Source organism: Gordonia bronchialis DSM 43247 (assembly GCF_000024785.1).
In the GTDB taxonomy this organism is placed as follows: Bacteria; Actinomycetota; Actinomycetes; order Mycobacteriales; family Mycobacteriaceae; genus Gordonia; species Gordonia bronchialis.
On the sequence record NC_013441.1, the window covers coordinates 2,580,059 to 2,597,896 of the forward strand.

Sequence of the window (17,838 nt, forward strand, 5' to 3'; positions counted from 1 at the left end):
CACCGGAGGTGTGCTACCCCACATGTCAGAACATACTGACCAGCAGAAACCCGCGCCGGGATCCGAATCCGGACTCGACGAGGCGTACCAGGCGTGGTCGCAGGCCGCAGCCGCGGTTCTCGCCAAATCCCGTCGCGTCGCCGTCGAGGAGCTCCCCGCCGATGCTGACACGCTGCTGTCCACCACGACCCCCGACGGACTGACCATCCGTCCCCTCTACACCCGTCGCGACGAGACGGCCGAACCCGGGCTTCCGGGCCGTTTCCCGTTCGTCCGGGGGAGCGATCCGCGTCGCGATGTGACGGTGGGCTGGCGCGTCACCGAGCGCTTCGGTGACGACGACACCCCCGCCAAGGGTGTCAACGAGTCGATCCTCGAGGCGATGGCCAACGGCACCAGCGGTCTGTGGTTGTCCGTGCGCGACGGTGACGGGTCCGGTCTGTCGACCGCAGATCTCGGTACCGCACTCGCCGGCGTCTACCTCGATCTGGTGCCGGTGACCCTCGACGCGGGGGAGTACGCCGTCGAGGCCGCCCGCGAACTCCTGCGGTTGCGCACCGAGGCCGCCAAGGCGCCGCAGGCTGCGCCGGTCACCGCCGGGACCACACACTCGTTCGGGCTCTCCCCGCTGACCGCCGCCTTCTCCGGGCGCGCCACGGTCGACGCCGACGCCGCGGTGGCACTGGCCACCGGCGATCTGCCGGCCGGGGTACGGACCTTCCGGGTCGAGGGTGGTGACTTCGCCACCGCCGGCGCCGACAACGGTCTCGAACTCGCGCTCGTCGTCGCCGCGGCCGTTACCCATCTACGCGACCTCACCGCCGCGGGTCTGTCCGCCGCCGCGGCACTCGAACAGATCACCTTCGGCGTCTCCGCCGACGACGACCAGTTCGCGACGATCGCGAAATTGCGTGCGCTGCGCAAACTCTGGTCCCGCGTGGCCGATGTGCTCGGCGCGCGTGAGTCCGGCGGTGCACTCACCCACGCCGTCACCGATCTGTCGATGTTCTCCCAGCGTGACCCGTGGGTGAACATGCTGCGCAGCACCATCGCCGCTTTCGGTGCCGGTGTCGGTGGCGCCGACCAGGTCACCGTGCTCGGCTATGACGCGGCGCTGCCCGCCGATCTGCGCACCTCGAGCGCCACCTTCTCGCGTCGCATCGCGCGCAACACCCAGCTGTTGCTCCTCGAGGAGTCGAATCTCGGCCGGGTCCTCGATCCTGGCGGCGGCTCGTGGTTCATCGAGTCCCTCACCGACGATCTGGCCGCCAACGCCTGGACGGTGTTCACCCAGATCGAGGCGGCGGGCGGCTACCGCAGCGCGCTGGAGAGTGGATGGATCGCCGACCGGGTCGGTGCGTCGCTGGCCACCCGCGACGTCGAGGTGGCTCATCGTCGCACGTCGGTCACCGGCGTCAACGAGTTCCCCAATCTCACCGAACGGTCGCTGGGGGCAGGGGCATCAGAGGCCGCCGACGGACTCGTGACCGGTACACCGCGTCTGGCACGGGTGGGACGCGCCTTCGAGGCATTGCGGGATCGTTCCGACGTGAGCCTCGCCGAACGCGGCGCCCGACCATCGATTCTGCTGCTTCCGCTGGGCAGTGTCGCCGAACACAATGCGCGTACCACCTTCGTGGCGAATCTCCTCGCCTCCGGTGGCATCGAAGCCGTCAATCCGGGGCCGCTCACCGCCGACACCATCGCCGAGGCGGTCGGCGGCGCCGCCACCTCCATCGCCGTGCTCTGCGGAACCAAGCAGCGCTACGCCGACGACGGGCCCGCCGCATTGGCTGCCGCGCGTGCAGCCGGACTGGACCGCGTACTGCTGGCCGGTCCGGACAAGGAGTGGCCGGACGGTGCGGACCGTCCCGACGGGTCATTGCGCGTCGGCATCGACGCCGTGGCGACCCTGACCGATCTGCTCGATCAGCTCGACGAGAATGCGGGCGCAACCGCGCCGGTGGGAGCATCATCATGACTCAGACGCAACCCCAGGCACACAATAAGGCGGTCCCGTCGTTCGCCGACGTCCCGCTGACCCCGGCGACCGCCGACGACGCTGCCGCGCAAGGGGATTCGTCGCCGGCCGGCGACGCGGCGGTCCGTGAACTCGCGGATGCGCACGGCTACAGCGTCGAGCAGATCACCTGGAGCACACCGGAACAGATCGACGTCGCCCCGGTGTACACGCGCACCGACCGTGACGCCATCGCCACCGATGCCGAGCACCCCTATCCGCTGGATTCGGTCCCCGGCGAGGCGCCGTTCATCCGCGGGCCGTATCCCACGATGTACGTCAATCAGCCGTGGACGATCCGCCAGTACGCGGGATTCTCCACCGCCGCCGAGTCCAATGCGTTCTACCGCCGCAACCTGGCCGCCGGTCAGAAGGGCCTGTCGGTGGCCTTCGACCTCGCCACCCACCGCGGCTACGACTCCGATCACCCGCGCGTCGCCGGGGACGTGGGCATGGCCGGGGTCGCCATCGACTCCATCCTCGACATGCGCCAGCTCTTCGACGGCATCGACCTGGGCAGCGTGTCGGTGTCGATGACGATGAACGGCGCGGTGTTGCCGATCCTCGCGCTCTACGTGGTGGCCGCCGAGGAACAGGGCGTACCGCCGGAGAAGCTGGCCGGGACCATCCAGAACGACATCCTCAAAGAGTTCATGGTCCGCAACACCTACATTTATCCGCCCAAGCCGTCGATGCGGATCATCTCGAACATCTTCGAGTACACCAGCCAGAAGATGCCGAAGTTCAACTCGATCTCCATCTCCGGCTACCACATCCAAGAAGCCGGTGCCACAGCCGATCTCGAGCTTGCCTACACGCTTGCCGACGGTGTCGAATACATCCGCGCGGGCCTCGACGCCGGGCTCGACATCGACAAGTTCGCGCCACGACTGTCCTTCTTCTGGGGCATCGGCATGAACTTCTTCATGGAGGTCGCCAAGCTGCGTGCGGCGCGGCTGTTGTGGAGTGAACTCGTCGCCGATTTCGCGCCGAAGAACGCGAAATCGCGGTCACTGCGCACACATTCGCAGACCTCGGGCTGGTCGCTGACCGCACAGGACGTCTTCAACAACGTGGCCCGCACCTGTATCGAGGCCATGGCCGCGACCCAGGGCCACACGCAGTCGCTGCACACCAACGCCCTCGACGAGGCCATCGCGCTGCCCACCGACTTCTCCGCGCGCATCGCGCGCAACACCCAGCTGCTGCTGCAGCAGGAGTCGGGGACCACGCGGCCCATCGACCCATGGGCCGGTTCGGATTACGTCGAATGGCTCACCCACCAGCTCGCCCAGAAGGCCCGCGCGCACATCCGCGAGGTCGAGGAGGCCGGCGGGATGACGCAGGCCATCAACGAGGGCCTGCCGAAACTTCGCATCGAGGAGGCCGCGGCCCGCACCCAGGCGCGCATCGATTCGGGGCAGCAGCCGCTCGTCGGCGTCAACAAGTATCAGGTCGCCGACGACGAGGAGATCGAGGTCCTCAAGGTCGAGAACTCCAAGGTCCGCGCCGAACAGCTCGAGAAGCTGGAACGCCTTCGCGCTCAGCGTGATCAGGCCGCCGTGGACAAGGCCCTCGAGGATCTCACCCGTGCCGCCGCATCGAGCGATGGTGGTCTGGAGAACAACCTGATGGCCCTGGCCATCGAGGCAGCCCGTCATCAGGCCACCGTCGGCGAGATCTCGGACGCGATGGAAAAGGTCTATGGTCGCCATCAAGCGGAGATCAAGACCATCAGCGGGGTGTACCGGCATGAGGCAGGAGACGTGAGCAACGTCGACGCGGCCATCGAGGTCGTCAAGAAGTTCGCCGACGCCGAAGGCCGTCGTCCGCGCGTCCTGGTGGCCAAGATGGGCCAGGACGGCCACGACCGCGGACAGAAGGTGATCGCGACCGCCTTTGCCGACCTCGGCTTCGACGTCGACGTGGGTCCGCTGTTCGCCACACCGGAGGAGGTCGCCGCGCAGGCCGCGGACAACGACGTGCACGTCGTCGGCGTCTCCTCCCTCGCCGCGGGTCACCTCACCCTGGTGCCCGCGCTGCGCGAGGCGCTGGCCGCTGTCGGCCGGCCCGACATCATGATCGTGGTCGGCGGCGTGATCCCGCCCGGCGACTTCGACGAGCTGTACAAGGCCGGCGCCGCGGCGATCTTCCCGCCGGGCACGGTGATCGCCGATTCCGCCGTCGAGCTCGTCACGAAACTGGCCGACAACCTCGGACTCGAGCTGGCCGGCGTCGCCGGCGAGTGATGGCCGAACAGCGCGAATCCACACCGTCGCAGACCACCGTCGCGCGCCGGCGCATCGATATCGATGCCCTCGAACAAGCGGTGCTCGCCGACAGTCGCGCCGACCTCGCACGGGCCATCACCCTCGTCGAGTCCACCCGGCCCGACCACCGCGCCGCTGCGCAGGAACTGCTGCTGCGGCTGACCCCGCACGCGGGCAAGTCGTTCCGCGTCGGCATCACCGGCGTTCCCGGGGTGGGGAAGTCGACGACCATCGAGGCGCTCGGCATGCACCTCATCGAGCAGGGCCACAAGGTCGCGGTGCTCGCGGTCGACCCGTCGTCGACGCGCACCGGTGGCTCGATCCTGGGCGACAAGACCCGGATGGGCCGGCTCTCGGTGGACAAGAACGCCTACATCAGGCCGTCGCCGACGTCGGGCACCCTCGGCGGGGTGGCCAAGGCCACACGTGAATCCATCGTGCTGGTGGAAGCCGCGGGCTTCGACGTCGTGCTGGTCGAGACCGTGGGTGTCGGGCAGTCCGAGGTCACCGTCGCCAACATGGTCGACACCTTCACCTTCCTGACCCTCGCCCGGACCGGTGACTCGCTGCAGGGCATCAAGAAGGGGGTCCTGGAACTGGCCGACGTGGTGGTGGTGAACAAGGCCGACGGCAAGCACCTCAACGAGGCGAGATCGGCTGCGCGAGAACTGAAGAACGCGCTCAAGCTGATCTATCCGCACGACGTGCTGTGGACGCCGCCGGTCCTCACCATGAGCGCGATGGAGAACAACGGCGTCGCCGAGTTCTGGGAGACGGTCCGCGAGCACAATCGGGTGCTCACCGAGGCGGGGGAGTTCGACGCCCGACGCAATCAGCAACAGATCGACTGGACCTGGGCGATGGTGCACGATCTGGTGCTGTCCCGGCTGGAGAACTCGACGGCCGTCAAGGGCATTCGCCGCGACGTCGAACATCGTTTGCGCACAGGCGATCTCACCCCAGCGCTGGCAGCGCAGCAGATCGTGGACGCCTTCGACACCCAGGAGTGACAGGGGTGGCGCACCGACGATGCGCGGGCCTGCTACGTTGCTTAGGTTTACCTAAGGTACGGCAGGCGGCGGGCGGTTTCCGCCGATCGAGGAAGGTGGCGATGTGTCCGGTGGGGTGATGAGGACCGGCCTTCGGGTGGGAGTCTCGGTCTTGGCGGTGTTCGCCATCGTGCTCGCGACAGTGGCGACCACGATGTCGGCACCGGTGGCTGCCGCACCGGGGCGCGCCGGGGATCTGGTGAGCGTCACCGACATCACCGATCGGCCCGATGCCAAGGTCAAGGGCGCCGGCAAGGTGTATCTGATCACCTACCTGTCCCCGGATCACACCGGCAAGCTCATTGCGGTCCGGGGCACCGTGATGGTTCCGGCGAAACCCCGGACCGGAGGGTGGCGCATCGTCGGCTACGCGGACGGGACCGCCGGTCTCGGTGACCAATGCACGGTCACCGACCGCATGGGACATGAAGGGCGCTACGACAATTGGATCGGACCGTGGTTGCGCGACGGCTACATCATCGCGGCCACCGAGTACGCGGGTGTCGGCAGCCCCGGCGTTATCGTTGCGCTGGTTGAGCCGCGGCTTTCCGGACGTGTTGGTGAGCGGCGGCCTTCTCGTACCGCTGGTCGAGTCGCGGCCTTCTCGTTCCGCTGGTTGAGCCGCGATGGTCGAGCGAAGCGAGACCGCCGCGCGTCGAAACCACAGTGAGACAACAGCGTCCGCACCAACGGTCCACCCATCAGACACGTCGATGTCCAACGCGCAAAGTGGACGGGTGTGCCGAACTGCGCAGACCCTCACCTCGCCATTTCGTTTCGACGCGCGGCAGGCGAGCTTCGCTCGTCCGTGCCGGCTCAACCATGGCTCAACCAGCGGGGGCGGCTCGATCGGCTGGGGGTAGGCCGCGGCTCAACCAGCGCGGGGTTCAGAACTTCGAGGCGACTTGACCGAGGTTCTGGGTGACGTAGTCGACCGACGGGGCGCTCGGGACGCCGAAGGCGGGCGAGGTGTCGTTGTTCAGGTAGACGACGGTGCCGTTGCGCACTGCGGTCAGGGTGTTGTAGCCGGGGATGCGGTTCAGTGCGGCCGGGTCGCCGAGCGTATAGGCGAGCAACATATCGGAGTCCAGCTGGTCGATGCGCTCGGGCGAGAGCCGGGACCGAGTCGTCGAACCGTCATGTTGCGCGGCGAGCTGAGGATTGAGAGTGAAGCCCAACTCGGTCAGCAGCGCGGCCGCCGGATCCTTGACCGAGTTGATGGCTCCGAATCCGCCGGTGGACTGGAACAGTGCGTAGGTGAGCGTCTTACCTTGTGCCCCAGCGTGTTCGGACTTGAAGCTGTCGATGTTGCGCTGGGTCTTGGCCACCAGGTCGGCTGCCTGCGATTCTTTGCCGAAGATCTTGCCGGTCGCGGTGGCGATGTCCTGCCAGGTGTCCACCGGGCCGTTCTTGTTGAGCACGGTGATCGTCGGGGCGAGTTTGGTGTAGCCGTCGAGCAGATCCTTGTCGAGCGTCTGTCCGGCGATGATCAGATCGGGATCGAACCGAGCGATGTCATCGACCGTGGGCATGGTGTCGGCCGCGGTGACCACCACTTCCGACTGGTGTTCCGGCGTCCACGCGAACTTGTTGTTCGGACCACCGTAGCCCTGCTGGACGAACTCGGCGGTGATCGGGACATCAAGCGCGGCAAGGGTTGCCGTCCAGTTGTTCAGCAGGCTGATCACCCGGGTCGGATTCTTGGGTACCTCGATGCTCGCGGTTTGCCCGCCGAGCAGGTCGATGCTGACCTGGTGGTTGCCCTCGTCCTCCGCCGACGAGGAACAGGCGGTCACCACGCCGAAGTGCGAGCAAGGCGATCAGAACGGTTCGTGGGAACCGGCGGGATGTCGTCACAGCGTTTCGCCAATCGTCGGGTTTCGTCGAAAGAAATTGGGGCAGAAGGTGTTTCGTGCAGTTTGCCCACGTGGACATAGGTCTCACATGTCCAGCGTCGCACCACCGTCGACGCGAAGGTCGTGCAGGGTGATGTGCCGGGCGGCGTCGGAGAGCAGGAAGGCCACCGCCTCGGCGACGTCGGCCGGTGTGGCGATCCGCTGCAGCGGGATGCCGAGCCGAAACTGTTGCGGATCGCCGGCGAGGACGGTGTCACGGTCGGCCGGCGACGACCACATGCCGCGCAGCATGTCGGTGTCGGTGGAGCCGGGGGAGACGATGTTGACGCGAACCCCCGACGACGCCGCGGCCAATCCGACACTGCGCGTATAGGACGTTGCGGCAGCCTTGGACGCCGCGTATGCGGCCAGCGCTGTGCGGGGCACCGTCGCGGCATTGCTCGAGATCACCACCGCGGAGCCGGAGGCGCGGGCCACCATCGCGTCGAGTGCCACGTCGAGCATGTTGCGGACTCCTCCCGCATTGACGGCCATGCAGCGATCCCAGTCGTCGGTGAGCACACCGGCGGCACTCACCATGAGGTCGATCGGTCCGTGCTCCGATTCCGTTACGCTCCAAGCATTCTGGACCTGTTGGCGATCCGCGACGTCGACCACTCGGATCCCGGATGCCGAGACCACGTCCCAGGCGTGGACCTCGGCCCCGCCGGCCGCGAGGAGTTCGGCGACAGCCGCGCCGATCCCACCGGCGGCACCGGTGACAACCGCTCGGTGACCGGCCAATTTCCCGGCGGCCGGGGATTCGGTGGTCATGATCGCCGAGACCCGGCACCGACGCCAACACCCACTGCGAGTGCCTCGAGGACCTCGGCGGTCGAGACCACCCGACCCGCACGCTTGCCGATATAGTCGGCGGCCATCTGGTGTTCTTCGCGGGTGAAATCGCCCATCGCGTCGACGACGAAGAACGGCGCCACATCGCTCATGAACGCCTCGGTGGCGCTGATCATGCAGCCCATGTGGGCGTAGACGCCGATGACGATGAGCTGATCGCGGCCGTGATGGGCGAGCAATTGCCGAAGATCGGTGCGCTGGAAGCCCGAGTACCGCCACTTGGTGACCCGGATGTCGTCGGGGCCGGGGGCGAGCTGCTCGACGATCTGCTCGTCGGGGCCGGACTCGAGTCCCGCGCCCCAGAAGTCGGCGAGGATGCCTCGCCGGGACGGGTGCTGGTCGCCCGGCTGCGCGGTGTAGATCACCGGGACGCCCGCCCGCACACATCGATCGCGGATGTCGACCATGTTCGGCAGCGCCGTCGCCATCGGTTGCTCCTCGAGTCGGTAGGCGTCGAGGAAGTATTGCTGCATGTCGTGGATCAGCAGTGCTGCTCGGTCCGGATCCAGGGTCCAGTCCACGCGCACGGGGAACGGACCGGCGGGTATCTCGTACGGGGGGATCGGAGGTATGGCCACCCCATTAGGGTAGCCTCACTTGATGTGAAGGTTGCTCCCTGGCCCCCGAACCTTGTCGAACGCTACCGCGACCTGGGACTCTGGTCCGGCCACACCTTCAACGACGTGCTGCGGTCCCGGGCGCAGGAGCCGGGCAGCGAGCAGCGTCTTGCGGTCATCGACGCCGAGCGCCGACTCACCTACCGCGACCTCGACGACCGGGTGAGCCGTCTGGCCGCTGGACTGATGGCAGCCGGTATCGGACCCGAGGACCGGGTCGTGGTGCAGATCCCCAATCGCGTCGGCTACGTGGAGGCGGTGTTCGCGCTGTTCCGGCTCGGCGCGATTCCGGTGTTCACCTTGCCCGCAAATCGGGAGAGCGAACTGGTCCCGATCGCCCGGGCCGCTGGGGCGGTGGCGATCATCTCGCCGGGCGCCGACCCGGCAACCGACTTCCGCGCGCTGGCCGAAACGGTGATGGCGCAGGTGGATTCGGTCGGCGTGCTCATCGACGCCGACGATCTCGAGGCGCACTTCGCCGACCCGGTCGAACATCGGCGCTCGGACCCGGGGGAACTCGCCTTTCTGCAACTCTCCGGGGGCAGTACCGGCATCCCGAAGCTGATCCCGCGCACACACGACGACTACCTGTACAGCGTGCGCCGGAGCAATGAGTTGTGCGGCGTCACCGCCGACACCGTCTACATGGCGACTCTGCCTGTCGCACAAAACTTCCCGATGAGTTCACCGGGTATCCTCGGCGCGATGCTGGCCGGTGGCACGATCGCGTTGGCCGCGTCGCCGCAGCCGTCGATTGCCTGGGCGCTGATACAGGACGCGGGCGTGACGATGACCGGGCTGGTGCCGCCACTGGCCCGGTTGTGGACCGAGGTCGCCGAGCGCGGAACCGATTTCGATCTGTCCTCTCTGCAGACCATCCAGGTGGGTGGCGCACGCTGCCCCGACGAACTGGCCCGCCGGATCGGCCCGGCCCTCGGCGTCACCCTGCAGCAGGTCTTCGGCATGGCCGAGGGGCTGGTCTGTTACACGCGGCTCGACGACCCGATCGACGAGGTCACCACCACCCAGGGCCGGCCGATGTCCGACGACGACCAGCTGCGACTCGTCGACGAGAACGGCGACCCGGTGACGTCGGGGCCCGGGTTCCTGGAAACGCAGGGGCCGTACACGATTCGCAGCTACTGGCAGGACGCCAGTCCGTCGTCGTTCACGCCCGACGGGTGGTACCGCACCGGCGACGTGGTGGAGTTCAGCGACCGCGGCAACCTCATCGTGCGCGGGCGGGGTGGGGACCGGATCAACCGCGGCGGCGAGAAGGTGTCCGCCGAACAGGTCGAGGAACAGCTACTCGGGCATCCCGATGTGCGTGATGCCGTCGTGGTCGGGGTTTCCGACGCCTATCTCGGCGAACGGACCTGCGCCTACATCATTCCCGCGGATCCGCAGGTACCGCCGACGCTGGCCGGGATCCGCCGGCACGTACGCGCGGCGGGACTCGCCGAATGGAAGCTCCCCGACGTGGTGAAGGTGATCGAGGCATTCCCGGAGACGGGTGTCGGCAAGGTCAGCCGTCGCCGTCTGCGGCAACTGCTCGCGGGCTGAGCCCCCCGAGGGTGGCTCCGATCCCCGTCCGGATCAGTGGTCTGCTCGACCGGTCGGTGTCCCCGCACGGTAACGAGCGCGCGCAGCACGATCATCGCGACGATCGCCAGCGCCGCCATCGCGATGCCGTAGTAGACGAGGGCATCCGCGGCACCCCAGATCGAGCCGAAGGCGCCCGCGACGAGTGCGCCGACGGTCACCCCACCGACCTCCTGAGCCATCCAGATCCCGTTCACCCGGCCCAGGAGTGGCCCGGGGGTGTGCTGCTGAATCAGCGCGTAGCGCAACACCTCCTGCACGGCTTCGATGAACCCGACCACCAGCAGGAGTCCGAGGGCGAGCCACAGGACCGGAGCGAGTCCGAACAGGATCTGCACGCCGAAGGCCAGCAGCAGCGCACTCAGCAGGACCAGACCGGGCCGTCGCAGGACGGTCATCCATCCGCTCGTGAGCGCCGCGATCATCGCGCCGGTCGCCACCGCGGCGTAGAGCAGGCCGGTGGCCGCCGGGTTGTCGTCGAAGCGCTCGGCGACCAGCCCGGGGAGCAGGGCGACCACTCCGGCCCCGAGCATCGCGAGCACGCCGACGACCATCACCCCGGTCACGACTCGCTCACCCGCCAGGAAACGCAGCAGCGACGGCGGTCCGGCCGGCCCCGACTCAGCCGATGTCTCGGGCGCACCTGAGGAGCCGGCCGAAACGGAGGCCCCGGAGGACATTGGTGCGTCGGCGGCCGGGGGGTCACCGGCGATGGGTGCCGTCGGCGGCATGGACGGCAGACCGAGCAGGATCAGCACGGTGACGCACGCCAGGGCGGCGGCGGTCACATAAGCCCACTCGACCCCCGCCGCGGCGATGACGAGACCGGCGACACCCGGTGACACGGCCGTACCGATGCGTACCGTCAGCGAACTCAGGGCGCCGACGGCCACGAGCTTGTCCCGCGGGATCAGCGTGGGTACCGCGGCCATCAGCGCCGAGGTCGACAACGCGCCGATCAGACCGTCGACCGCTGCGAGCAGGTAGAGGATCCAGACCCGGGGTTCGCCCCCGAACACCCCGAAGGCGTTGGCCGCCAGACCCGCGAAAGACAATGCCGCCCCGGACCGTCCGACGAGGATCAGGTACTTGCGGTCGAACCGGTCGGCCAGGAGTCCGCCGACCAGCATCCCGACGAAGGTGGTGATCCCGGTGACGGCGGTCGCGGCGCCGACCTGCGCACTGGACCGTGTGAGATCCCACATCTGCACCGGAACCGACACCAGGAGCAGCCCGATCGCGACGAGCGAGATGAGTCGCGCCACGAAGATCCGCCGGAAGGGCGCGCTCTCGCGCAGTGGTGACAGATCGATCAGGACCGAACTGCTCATCGGTGAGCTCCTCGCTGTTCGTCGGGCCGGGCTACCTCGCGCAGCGCGGCCAGCCACCGCTCGGCGAGTGCTCGGACCGATTCGTCGTCGATCACGCCGGGCTGATAGGTCCAGGACGCCCGCATGCGGGTCCCGTCCGGACCGTCGACGGTGGTGATGTCGACGACCAGCCCGTGACCGGCGGGCATGGTGCCGCCCGCGCCGATGTCGGCCGACTCGGGCGCCATACCCCAGTCGCCGAACTCGAAGGACCGATACCGGCCGAGGTAATTGAACTCGATCCCCGCCGCGGCACTGATCCCCGCAGCGGCCGTGCCGGACAGATACCGCAGGACACCGTAGCCCAGGCCACCGTCGGCGCCGGGCAACAGGTCGTCGACCCGACCGTGCCCCTCGAGGTCGACGAGCGTCGGCCTCCCGGCTGCCGCACCGAAGGCCCCGAGGAGCACATCGTCCACCGCGACCCCGAGCGCTGACGGTGTCGGTCCGAGTAGACGGCCGGACACCTCGGTATCCACCTCGACGACGTGGCGACGGGCAGTGTCCTCGGTGTCGACCGCCGGGTCGATCCGACGCCGGAACAGTGCGCCGGCCGTTGCGGCGGCATCGACCAGATCGCCTGTCCAATAGGGCAGTTCGGTAGTGCGGTCGAGACCGGCCACGGTGTGCGCCCAGGCGGCATACGGCGTGGGTGCCGGCGGCAGTCCGAGCGACGGCTCGTCGACGCCGTCGGCGAGTTGGGTGTAGACCGCGAGCAGTTCGGGAACCAGCGACCGCCACGACACGCCGTCGACCACCAGGTGGTGGATCTGCAGCAACAGCCGTCCGGGGTCATCGCCAAAGTCGATCCACGTGGCCGAGATCATCTGTCCGGCAACCGGGTTCAGGGCCTCCCGGGCCTGCCGCGCAACCGCCTTGACATCCCGGTCGGTGCTGCGGGCCACCACGGGATCGGGTGCCGTTGCACCGACGTCGAACCGCCAGGGTCGCTCGTCGGCCACCAGGCGTGCGCGCAGCATGTGGTGACGTCGCAGCAGGACCCCGATCGCCCGGGCCGCGAGGTTCGGATCGAAGTCGGCCGGAACACGCAGCAGCGCGGACTGGTGGAAGCCGCGGATCCGGTCGGCGTCGCCGTCGACGAGTTCTTCGAGCCAGCGCACGATCGGGAGGGCGGGCACCGGTCCGGAGGTGATGTCGGCGACCACCGTCCGTGCGGCACCCGGCGCGCCGATCGCCGCCGCGAGTTCGGCGGTGGTGCGGTGGCTCATCACGTCGCGGGGGGAGACAGCGACCCTCTGCGCGCAACCGGGAGACGAGTTGCATAGCGACGATGCTGTCCCCGCCGAGCTCGAAGAAGTCCTCGTCGAGACCGACCTGTTCCGGGGGCAGGCTGACGACGTCGGCGATCGCGCGGGCCACCGCGAGCTCGTCAGCGGTCTGTGGGGCGCGAACGGCCGCGTCGGTCACCGGGTCGGGCAACCCCCGCCGATCCAGTTTCCCGTTCGGCAGGGTGGGCATCCGGTCAAGGCCGACGATCGCCGCCGGAACCATGTAGTCGGGCAGCACATGTCGGAGATCGGCACGCAGCGCCACCGGATCGGGAACACTGCGCGGATCCGCCACCACATAACCGATCAGACGACCGGCCCGGACGATCACCACGGCCTGGCTCACCCCGGGCCGCGCGAGCAACGCCGCCTCGATCTCACCCAGTTCGACGCGGTACCCGCGGATCTTGACCTGATCGTCGCCGCGGCCGCGGTAGACGAGCTGCCCGTCCCGCGTCCAGCGAACCGTGTCTCCGGTCCGGTACATCCGGGTCCCGTCCTCGCCGAACGGATCGGCCACGAAGCGTTCCGCGGTCAGGTCGCCGCGACCCAGATAGCCGCGGGCCAGCCCGGCACCGGCCAGGTAGAGTTCGCCATCCACACCGTCGGGTACCGGCCGCAATGCGTCGTCGAGAACATAGGCGCGCGCTCCGTCGACCGGGCGCCCGACGATCGGGTGATCTGCGTCGGATGCCCGCGCGACGAGAGCACCGACGGTCGCCTCGGTGGGCCCGTAGAGGTTGTAGGCGTCGCTGTCCGGTAGCGCGCCCAGTTCCCGCCACTGGTCGTCCGGAATGGCCTCCCCCCCCGAAACCGATTGCCGCCATGGACTGTTCGGCGCCGCCGAGCTGTCGCAGGTGGGAGGGGGTGAGTTCCAGGAAGTCCCATCTCTCCTCGCGGAGGCGGGCGGCGAGCGCGTCGGCGTCGCGTCGGGTGTCCTCGTCGACGATGCTGATCTCATGCCCGTCGAGCAGCCACAACTGCGGCTGCCAGGACGCGTCGAAGGCCAGCGACCACGCGTGACCGACCCGGAGCCGTTCCCGTCCGGCGCGCCGCTTGGCCGGTCGTGCAGCATCCGCCGGTGGCTGGCGAACAGGTTCGCGAGACCGCGGTGGGAGACCACCACACCCTTGGGCGTGCCGGTCGATCCCGAGGTGAAGATGACATAGGCCGGATGATCGGGGCGGAGCGATACGGTACGCCGCACAGTATTCGGTACGGGAGCTCCCGGTGCCAGGATCGGATCGTCGAGTCGGTCGATGACGCGTCGCGGTGCCGCGACGCGGCACATCGCGGCCACCCGGTCCCCGGGTGTACCCGGTTCGATCGGCAGACAGGCGGCACCGGAGTACAGCACCCCGAAGATCGCCTCGAGTGCGACGATCCCGCGGGGCAGGCAGATCGCGACGACATCCTCGGGGCCGATTCCGTCGTCGGCGAGGCGACTCGCGATGAGCCGCACCCTCGCGTCGAGGTCGGCGAAGGTGCGTCGCCCGTCGGCGCCACGCAACGCCGGCGCATCCGGACCGCGCGCGACCACCGCGTCGAACAGTGCCGCGAAGGTCGACGCCGGCGCGGCGGGCCGATGCAACTCACGTAGTTCGGCCGGGGTGCGGATGTCCAACCCGCCCAGCGGCGAATCCGGCCGGCTCGCCATGTATTCCAGAATGGCGACGAGTCGGGTCGCCATCGCCTCGATCGTCGGACGGTCGAAGAGATCGGTGCTGTATTCGATGACCCCCCCGACCCGAACGCGCCCGTCGGACGCATCCTCGGTGAAGTCGAAGGACAGATCGAACTTCGCGGTCGTCGGCGCGAGCGGACCCGAACCCTCGGTGATCGCCGGCAACCGGCCGTCGACGTAGACCACCATCGTCTGGAAGAGCGGGTTCAGCGCGCTGGAACGCGCCGAGGTCACCTCGTCGACGACCTGCTCGAACGGCACGTCGCGATGATCGAAGGCGGCCAGATCGGTGTCGCGAACGCGGCCGAGCAACTCGCGCGCGGTGGGATTGCCGGACGTGTCGGTGCGCAACACCACGGTGTTGAGGAAGAACCCGACCAACTCGTCGAGGCGGGCGTCGTTGCGCACGGTGACCGGTGTGCCGAGGGGGATGTCGGGGCCTCCGCCGAGACGCGCCAGCAGCACCGCCACCGCGCCCTGCACGACCATGAACATCGAGGTTCCGGTGGCAGCGCCGAGTTGCCGTAGCCGGTCGACGAGGTCGGGGTCCAGGGCCAGGAACACGCCGTCGCCCCGTCCGGAGGGCCGCGGTGGGCGCGGCCGGTCATAGGGCAGTGTCAGTTCCTCGGGTGCCCCGGTGAGTGCGGCACGCCAGAACGCGAGCTGTGCGTCGCGCCGGGCACCGGAGATCGTCTCGCGTTGCCACGCCGCGAAATCCGAGTACTGCAACGCCAGCGGCTGCCAGTCGGGAACCCGGCCGGCCTGACGCGCCGTGTACGCGCGGTCGAGGTCGGCACGCAGCGGAGCCGCCGACCACTCGTCGGTGGCGATGTGGTGGATGGTCACCACAGCCAGGTCGCCGGTGGCGGCCACCCGGATGGGGAGTTCGTCGGCCAGGTCGAAAGCGTATGCGGCAGAGGCGAACAGTGCCTCGGTTCCGGGCACGATATCGACCGGGACCACCGGGTCGGCGACGACGAGCGGCGCCGCGTCGGGATAGCGAGTCCGCAGCACCTCGTGGCGCATCACCACGTCGTGCACGGCCGCGCGCAGCACCTCGTGGTCGATGGGCTCGCCGCCCAGTGCGCCGACACCGCCGGGCCGCCACAGCAGCGGCACGTTGTAGGTCGACGACGGGCCGTTCACCGCATGCAGCGTCAGCATGCGTTCCTGACCGAAGGACAGAACCGCTCGACGATCCGCGCGCCGGGTGAGCTGTGCCGCCGGTTGGGTGTCCGGCTGGGTGCCGTCCCCGCCGGACAGATGTGCCGCCAGACCAGCGACGGTGGGCCGGTCGAACAGGGTACGCAGGCCCACCTCATAGCCGAGGGTCGCGCGGATGAGGTTGATCGCCTTGATGCCCAGCAGTGAATGACCGCCCAGCGCAAAGAAGTCCGCGTCCACGTCGTGAACCGGGGCGCCCAGCACGACGCCGAAGATCTCGGCGAGATCGGCTTCGAGCTCGGTCCGCGCAGCCGTGCCGGTGTCGGCGCCCAGTACCGGCATCGGCAATGCGCGTCGGTCCAGTTTCCCGGTGTGGTTGAGCGGGAACTCGGCCAGCACCGTGATGGGCGCGGGGATCATGTAGTCGGGCAGCCGGCCGGTGAGTTGCTCGATGATCGTCGGCACGAGACGGCCCGGATCGGCGGCGGGATCCGCGGGAATCACCCACGCGACCAATCGGTCTCCGGTCGCGGCGACGGCCGCACCGTCGACGACCGCGAGATCCCGGATGGCCGCCTCGATCTCACCGATCTCGACCCGGTTGCCGCGCAGCTTGACCTGGGAGTCGGCGCGACCCACGTACTCGAGCAGCCCGTCGCGTCGTCGCACGACGTCGCCGGTTCGGTACACACGCGCACCGGGGACCTCGCCGGTCGGGTCGGCGATGAAGGCGGCAGCGGTCAACCCACTGCGGCCGAGATAGCCGCGGGCCAGGGCATCGCCGCGGACGTACAGTTCGCCCACCGCTCCGTCCGGGACGCGGCGCAGGGAACCGTCGAGCACCAGAAGCGTGGTGGCCGCGATCGGTCGCCCGATGGGCACCGTGGGCCCTGCGGTATCGGGCGCCGCGAGCTGATCGGTGACCACGACGGTGGTCTCGGTGGGGCCGTAGGCATTGATCAACGCGAGGTGCGGTGCCGCCGTCAACACCCGGTGGGCCAGGTCCGCGGTGAGGGCCTCGCCACCGGCGATGATGCGACGCAGGCTGCCGTCGCCGGCCATCATCGGAACGAACAGGTCCAGCAGCGACGGCACGAACACCGCTGTCGTCACACCGAATTCGGCGATGATCTGCGCCTGCCGCACCGGATCACGGTGCACACCCGGTTCGGCCACCAGGGCTGTGGCTCCGCAGACGAAGGGCAGCACCAGTTCCCAGACGGCGCCGTCGAAGCCGACGGGTGTCTTGACCAGGACGGTGTCACCGGGACCGAACGGATCGCCGGGCATCGTGGCCTGCCGCCAGGTCAGTACGTTGACCACACTGCGGTGGTCGACGACGACGCCCTTGGGCCGTCCCGTCGACCCGGAGGTGTACACGACGTAGGCGGCATTGCCGGCCGCGGGGCGCGGCACGATCCCCACATCCGGGACCGGCCCGCCACCGAAGACGTCCTCGCCCTCGAGGTCGATGAGCGTCAGATCCGCAGGACACCAGGGCATCTCGACGCCTGATGCGTCGGATACCACCGCGACGGCACCCGAGTCGGCCAGCATGAACGCGATGCGATCGGCGGGCAGATCGACGTCGACGGGCAGATAGGCGGCGCCGGCGCGCAGCACACCGTGCACCGCGACGAGCAGTCCGATGCCACGCTCGGTGGCGACCGCGACGACGTCGTCGGGACCCACCCCGTTCTCGTGGAGTCGCATCGCGAGACGCCCGGTGGCCGAGTCGAATTCCCGATAGGTGAGAGTCGCGCCGGTGGTGTCGCGCAGCGCGACGACGTCGGGATGGGCCGCGATCGCGGCATCCAGCAGATCCACGAGCGTCGTCTCGGCGCCGGTCGCGGCGGGCGGACCGGACTCCAGTTGCCGAAGGGCGTCGATCTCGTCGGCGTCGAGGAGATCGATGGCGTCCACACCGATGCGTGGGTCGGCCGCCACCGCGTCCATCACCCGGGTGAGATATGCCAGGAGTCGTTGTGCCGTCGCCGGAACCCGCTCTTCCAGGTCACCGTCG

The 17,838-nt window shown here is 68.8% G+C and carries 9 protein-coding genes and 2 pseudogenes; 5 read left to right on the plus strand and 6 right to left on the minus strand.

The annotated features are described in order from the left end of the window. Positions 1–22: 22 nt before the first annotated feature. The 4 genes from GBRO_RS12030 to GBRO_RS12045 all read left to right on the plus strand — a co-directional run bounded on the left by GBRO_RS12030 (position 23) and on the right by GBRO_RS12045 (position 6,009). Entirely contained in the window at positions 23–1,981 is a 1,959-nt protein-coding gene (locus tag GBRO_RS12030) for a methylmalonyl-CoA mutase family protein (protein WP_012834216.1), read from the plus strand. Continuing rightward, on the plus strand, positions 1,978–4,269 hold the full coding sequence (scpA, locus tag GBRO_RS12035; RefSeq protein WP_012834217.1) for a methylmalonyl-CoA mutase: 2,292 nt from the start codon (positions 1,978–1,980) through the stop codon (positions 4,267–4,269). Before GBRO_RS12030 ends, scpA begins: the two co-directional genes overlap by 4 nt. Beyond that, a complete protein-coding gene (gene meaB, locus GBRO_RS12040) occupies positions 4,269–5,300 on the plus strand; it encodes a methylmalonyl Co-A mutase-associated GTPase MeaB (protein ID WP_012834218.1) in 1,032 nt (343 codons plus the stop codon). The genes scpA and meaB overlap by 1 nt, the downstream gene beginning before the upstream one ends. A gap of 136 nt (positions 5,301–5,436) precedes the next feature. Further along, positions 5,437–6,009 carry a hypothetical protein gene (locus tag GBRO_RS12045; RefSeq protein ID WP_052298263.1) on the plus strand — a complete coding sequence of 191 codons (573 nt, stop codon included), beginning with the start codon at positions 5,437–5,439 and terminating at the stop codon, positions 6,007–6,009. A gap of 217 nt (positions 6,010–6,226) precedes the next feature. Here the strand turns inward: GBRO_RS12045 and GBRO_RS12050 are convergent, their stop codons facing one another. From GBRO_RS12050 to GBRO_RS12060, 3 genes are all read right to left on the minus strand, one after another. Next, a complete protein-coding gene (locus GBRO_RS12050; protein WP_227892883.1) occupies positions 6,227–7,135 on the minus strand; it encodes an ABC transporter substrate-binding protein in 909 nt (302 codons plus the stop codon). 144 nt (positions 7,136–7,279) lie between these two features. After that, positions 7,280–8,008, minus strand: coding sequence for a 2,3-dihydro-2,3-dihydroxybenzoate dehydrogenase (locus tag GBRO_RS12055; RefSeq protein ID WP_012834221.1), 729 nt, complete (start codon positions 8,006–8,008; stop codon positions 7,280–7,282). Further along, positions 8,005–8,667: an isochorismatase family protein gene (locus GBRO_RS12060; protein WP_012834222.1), complete on the minus strand. Its 663-nt coding sequence runs from the start codon at positions 8,665–8,667 to the stop codon at positions 8,005–8,007. Before GBRO_RS12060 ends, GBRO_RS12055 begins: the two co-directional genes overlap by 4 nt. 24 nt (positions 8,668–8,691) lie before the next feature. On the opposite strand from GBRO_RS12060, the gene GBRO_RS26985 reads away from it, so the two are divergent. Then, positions 8,692–10,269 (plus strand): (2,3-dihydroxybenzoyl)adenylate synthase, encoded by a 1,578-nt coding sequence (locus GBRO_RS26985; protein WP_012834223.1) that lies wholly within the window; start codon positions 8,692–8,694, stop codon positions 10,267–10,269. Between the two features lie 23 nt (positions 10,270–10,292). Here GBRO_RS26985 and GBRO_RS26535 read toward each other — a convergent pair. The 3 genes and pseudogenes from GBRO_RS26535 to GBRO_RS12075 form a co-directional block, all read right to left on the minus strand. Further along, positions 10,293–11,639 (minus strand): annotated as a pseudogene (locus tag GBRO_RS26535) (MFS transporter); the annotation flags it as partial. Further along, positions 11,636–12,907 (minus strand): condensation domain-containing protein, encoded by a 1,272-nt coding sequence (locus GBRO_RS26990; protein ID WP_227892884.1) that lies wholly within the window; start codon positions 12,905–12,907, stop codon positions 11,636–11,638. The gene GBRO_RS26990 and the pseudogene GBRO_RS26535, both read right to left, overlap by 4 nt. Before the next feature lie 85 nt (positions 12,908–12,992). Then, positions 12,993–17,771: pseudogene (locus GBRO_RS12075) on the minus strand (amino acid adenylation domain-containing protein); the annotation flags it as partial. Positions 17,772–17,838: the final 67 nt, after the last annotated feature.

Bases quoted from the DNA above. Each gene is read 5' to 3' on its own strand.
- GBRO_RS12030 (WP_012834216.1), top strand. From the start codon at position 23: ATGTCAGAACATACTGACCAGCAGAAACCCGCGCCGGGATCCGAATCC.
- scpA (WP_012834217.1), top strand. From the start codon at position 1,978: ATGACTCAGACGCAACCCCAGGCACACAATAAGGCGGTCCCGTCGTTC.
- meaB (WP_012834218.1), top strand. From the start codon at position 4,269: ATGGCCGAACAGCGCGAATCCACACCGTCGCAGACCACCGTCGCGCGC.
- GBRO_RS12055 (WP_012834221.1), bottom strand. From the start codon at position 8,008: ATGACCACCGAATCCCCGGCCGCCGGGAAATTGGCCGGTCACCGAGCG.
- GBRO_RS26990 (WP_227892884.1), bottom strand. From the start codon at position 12,907: ATGAGCCACCGCACCACCGCCGAACTCGCGGCGGCGATCGGCGCGCCG.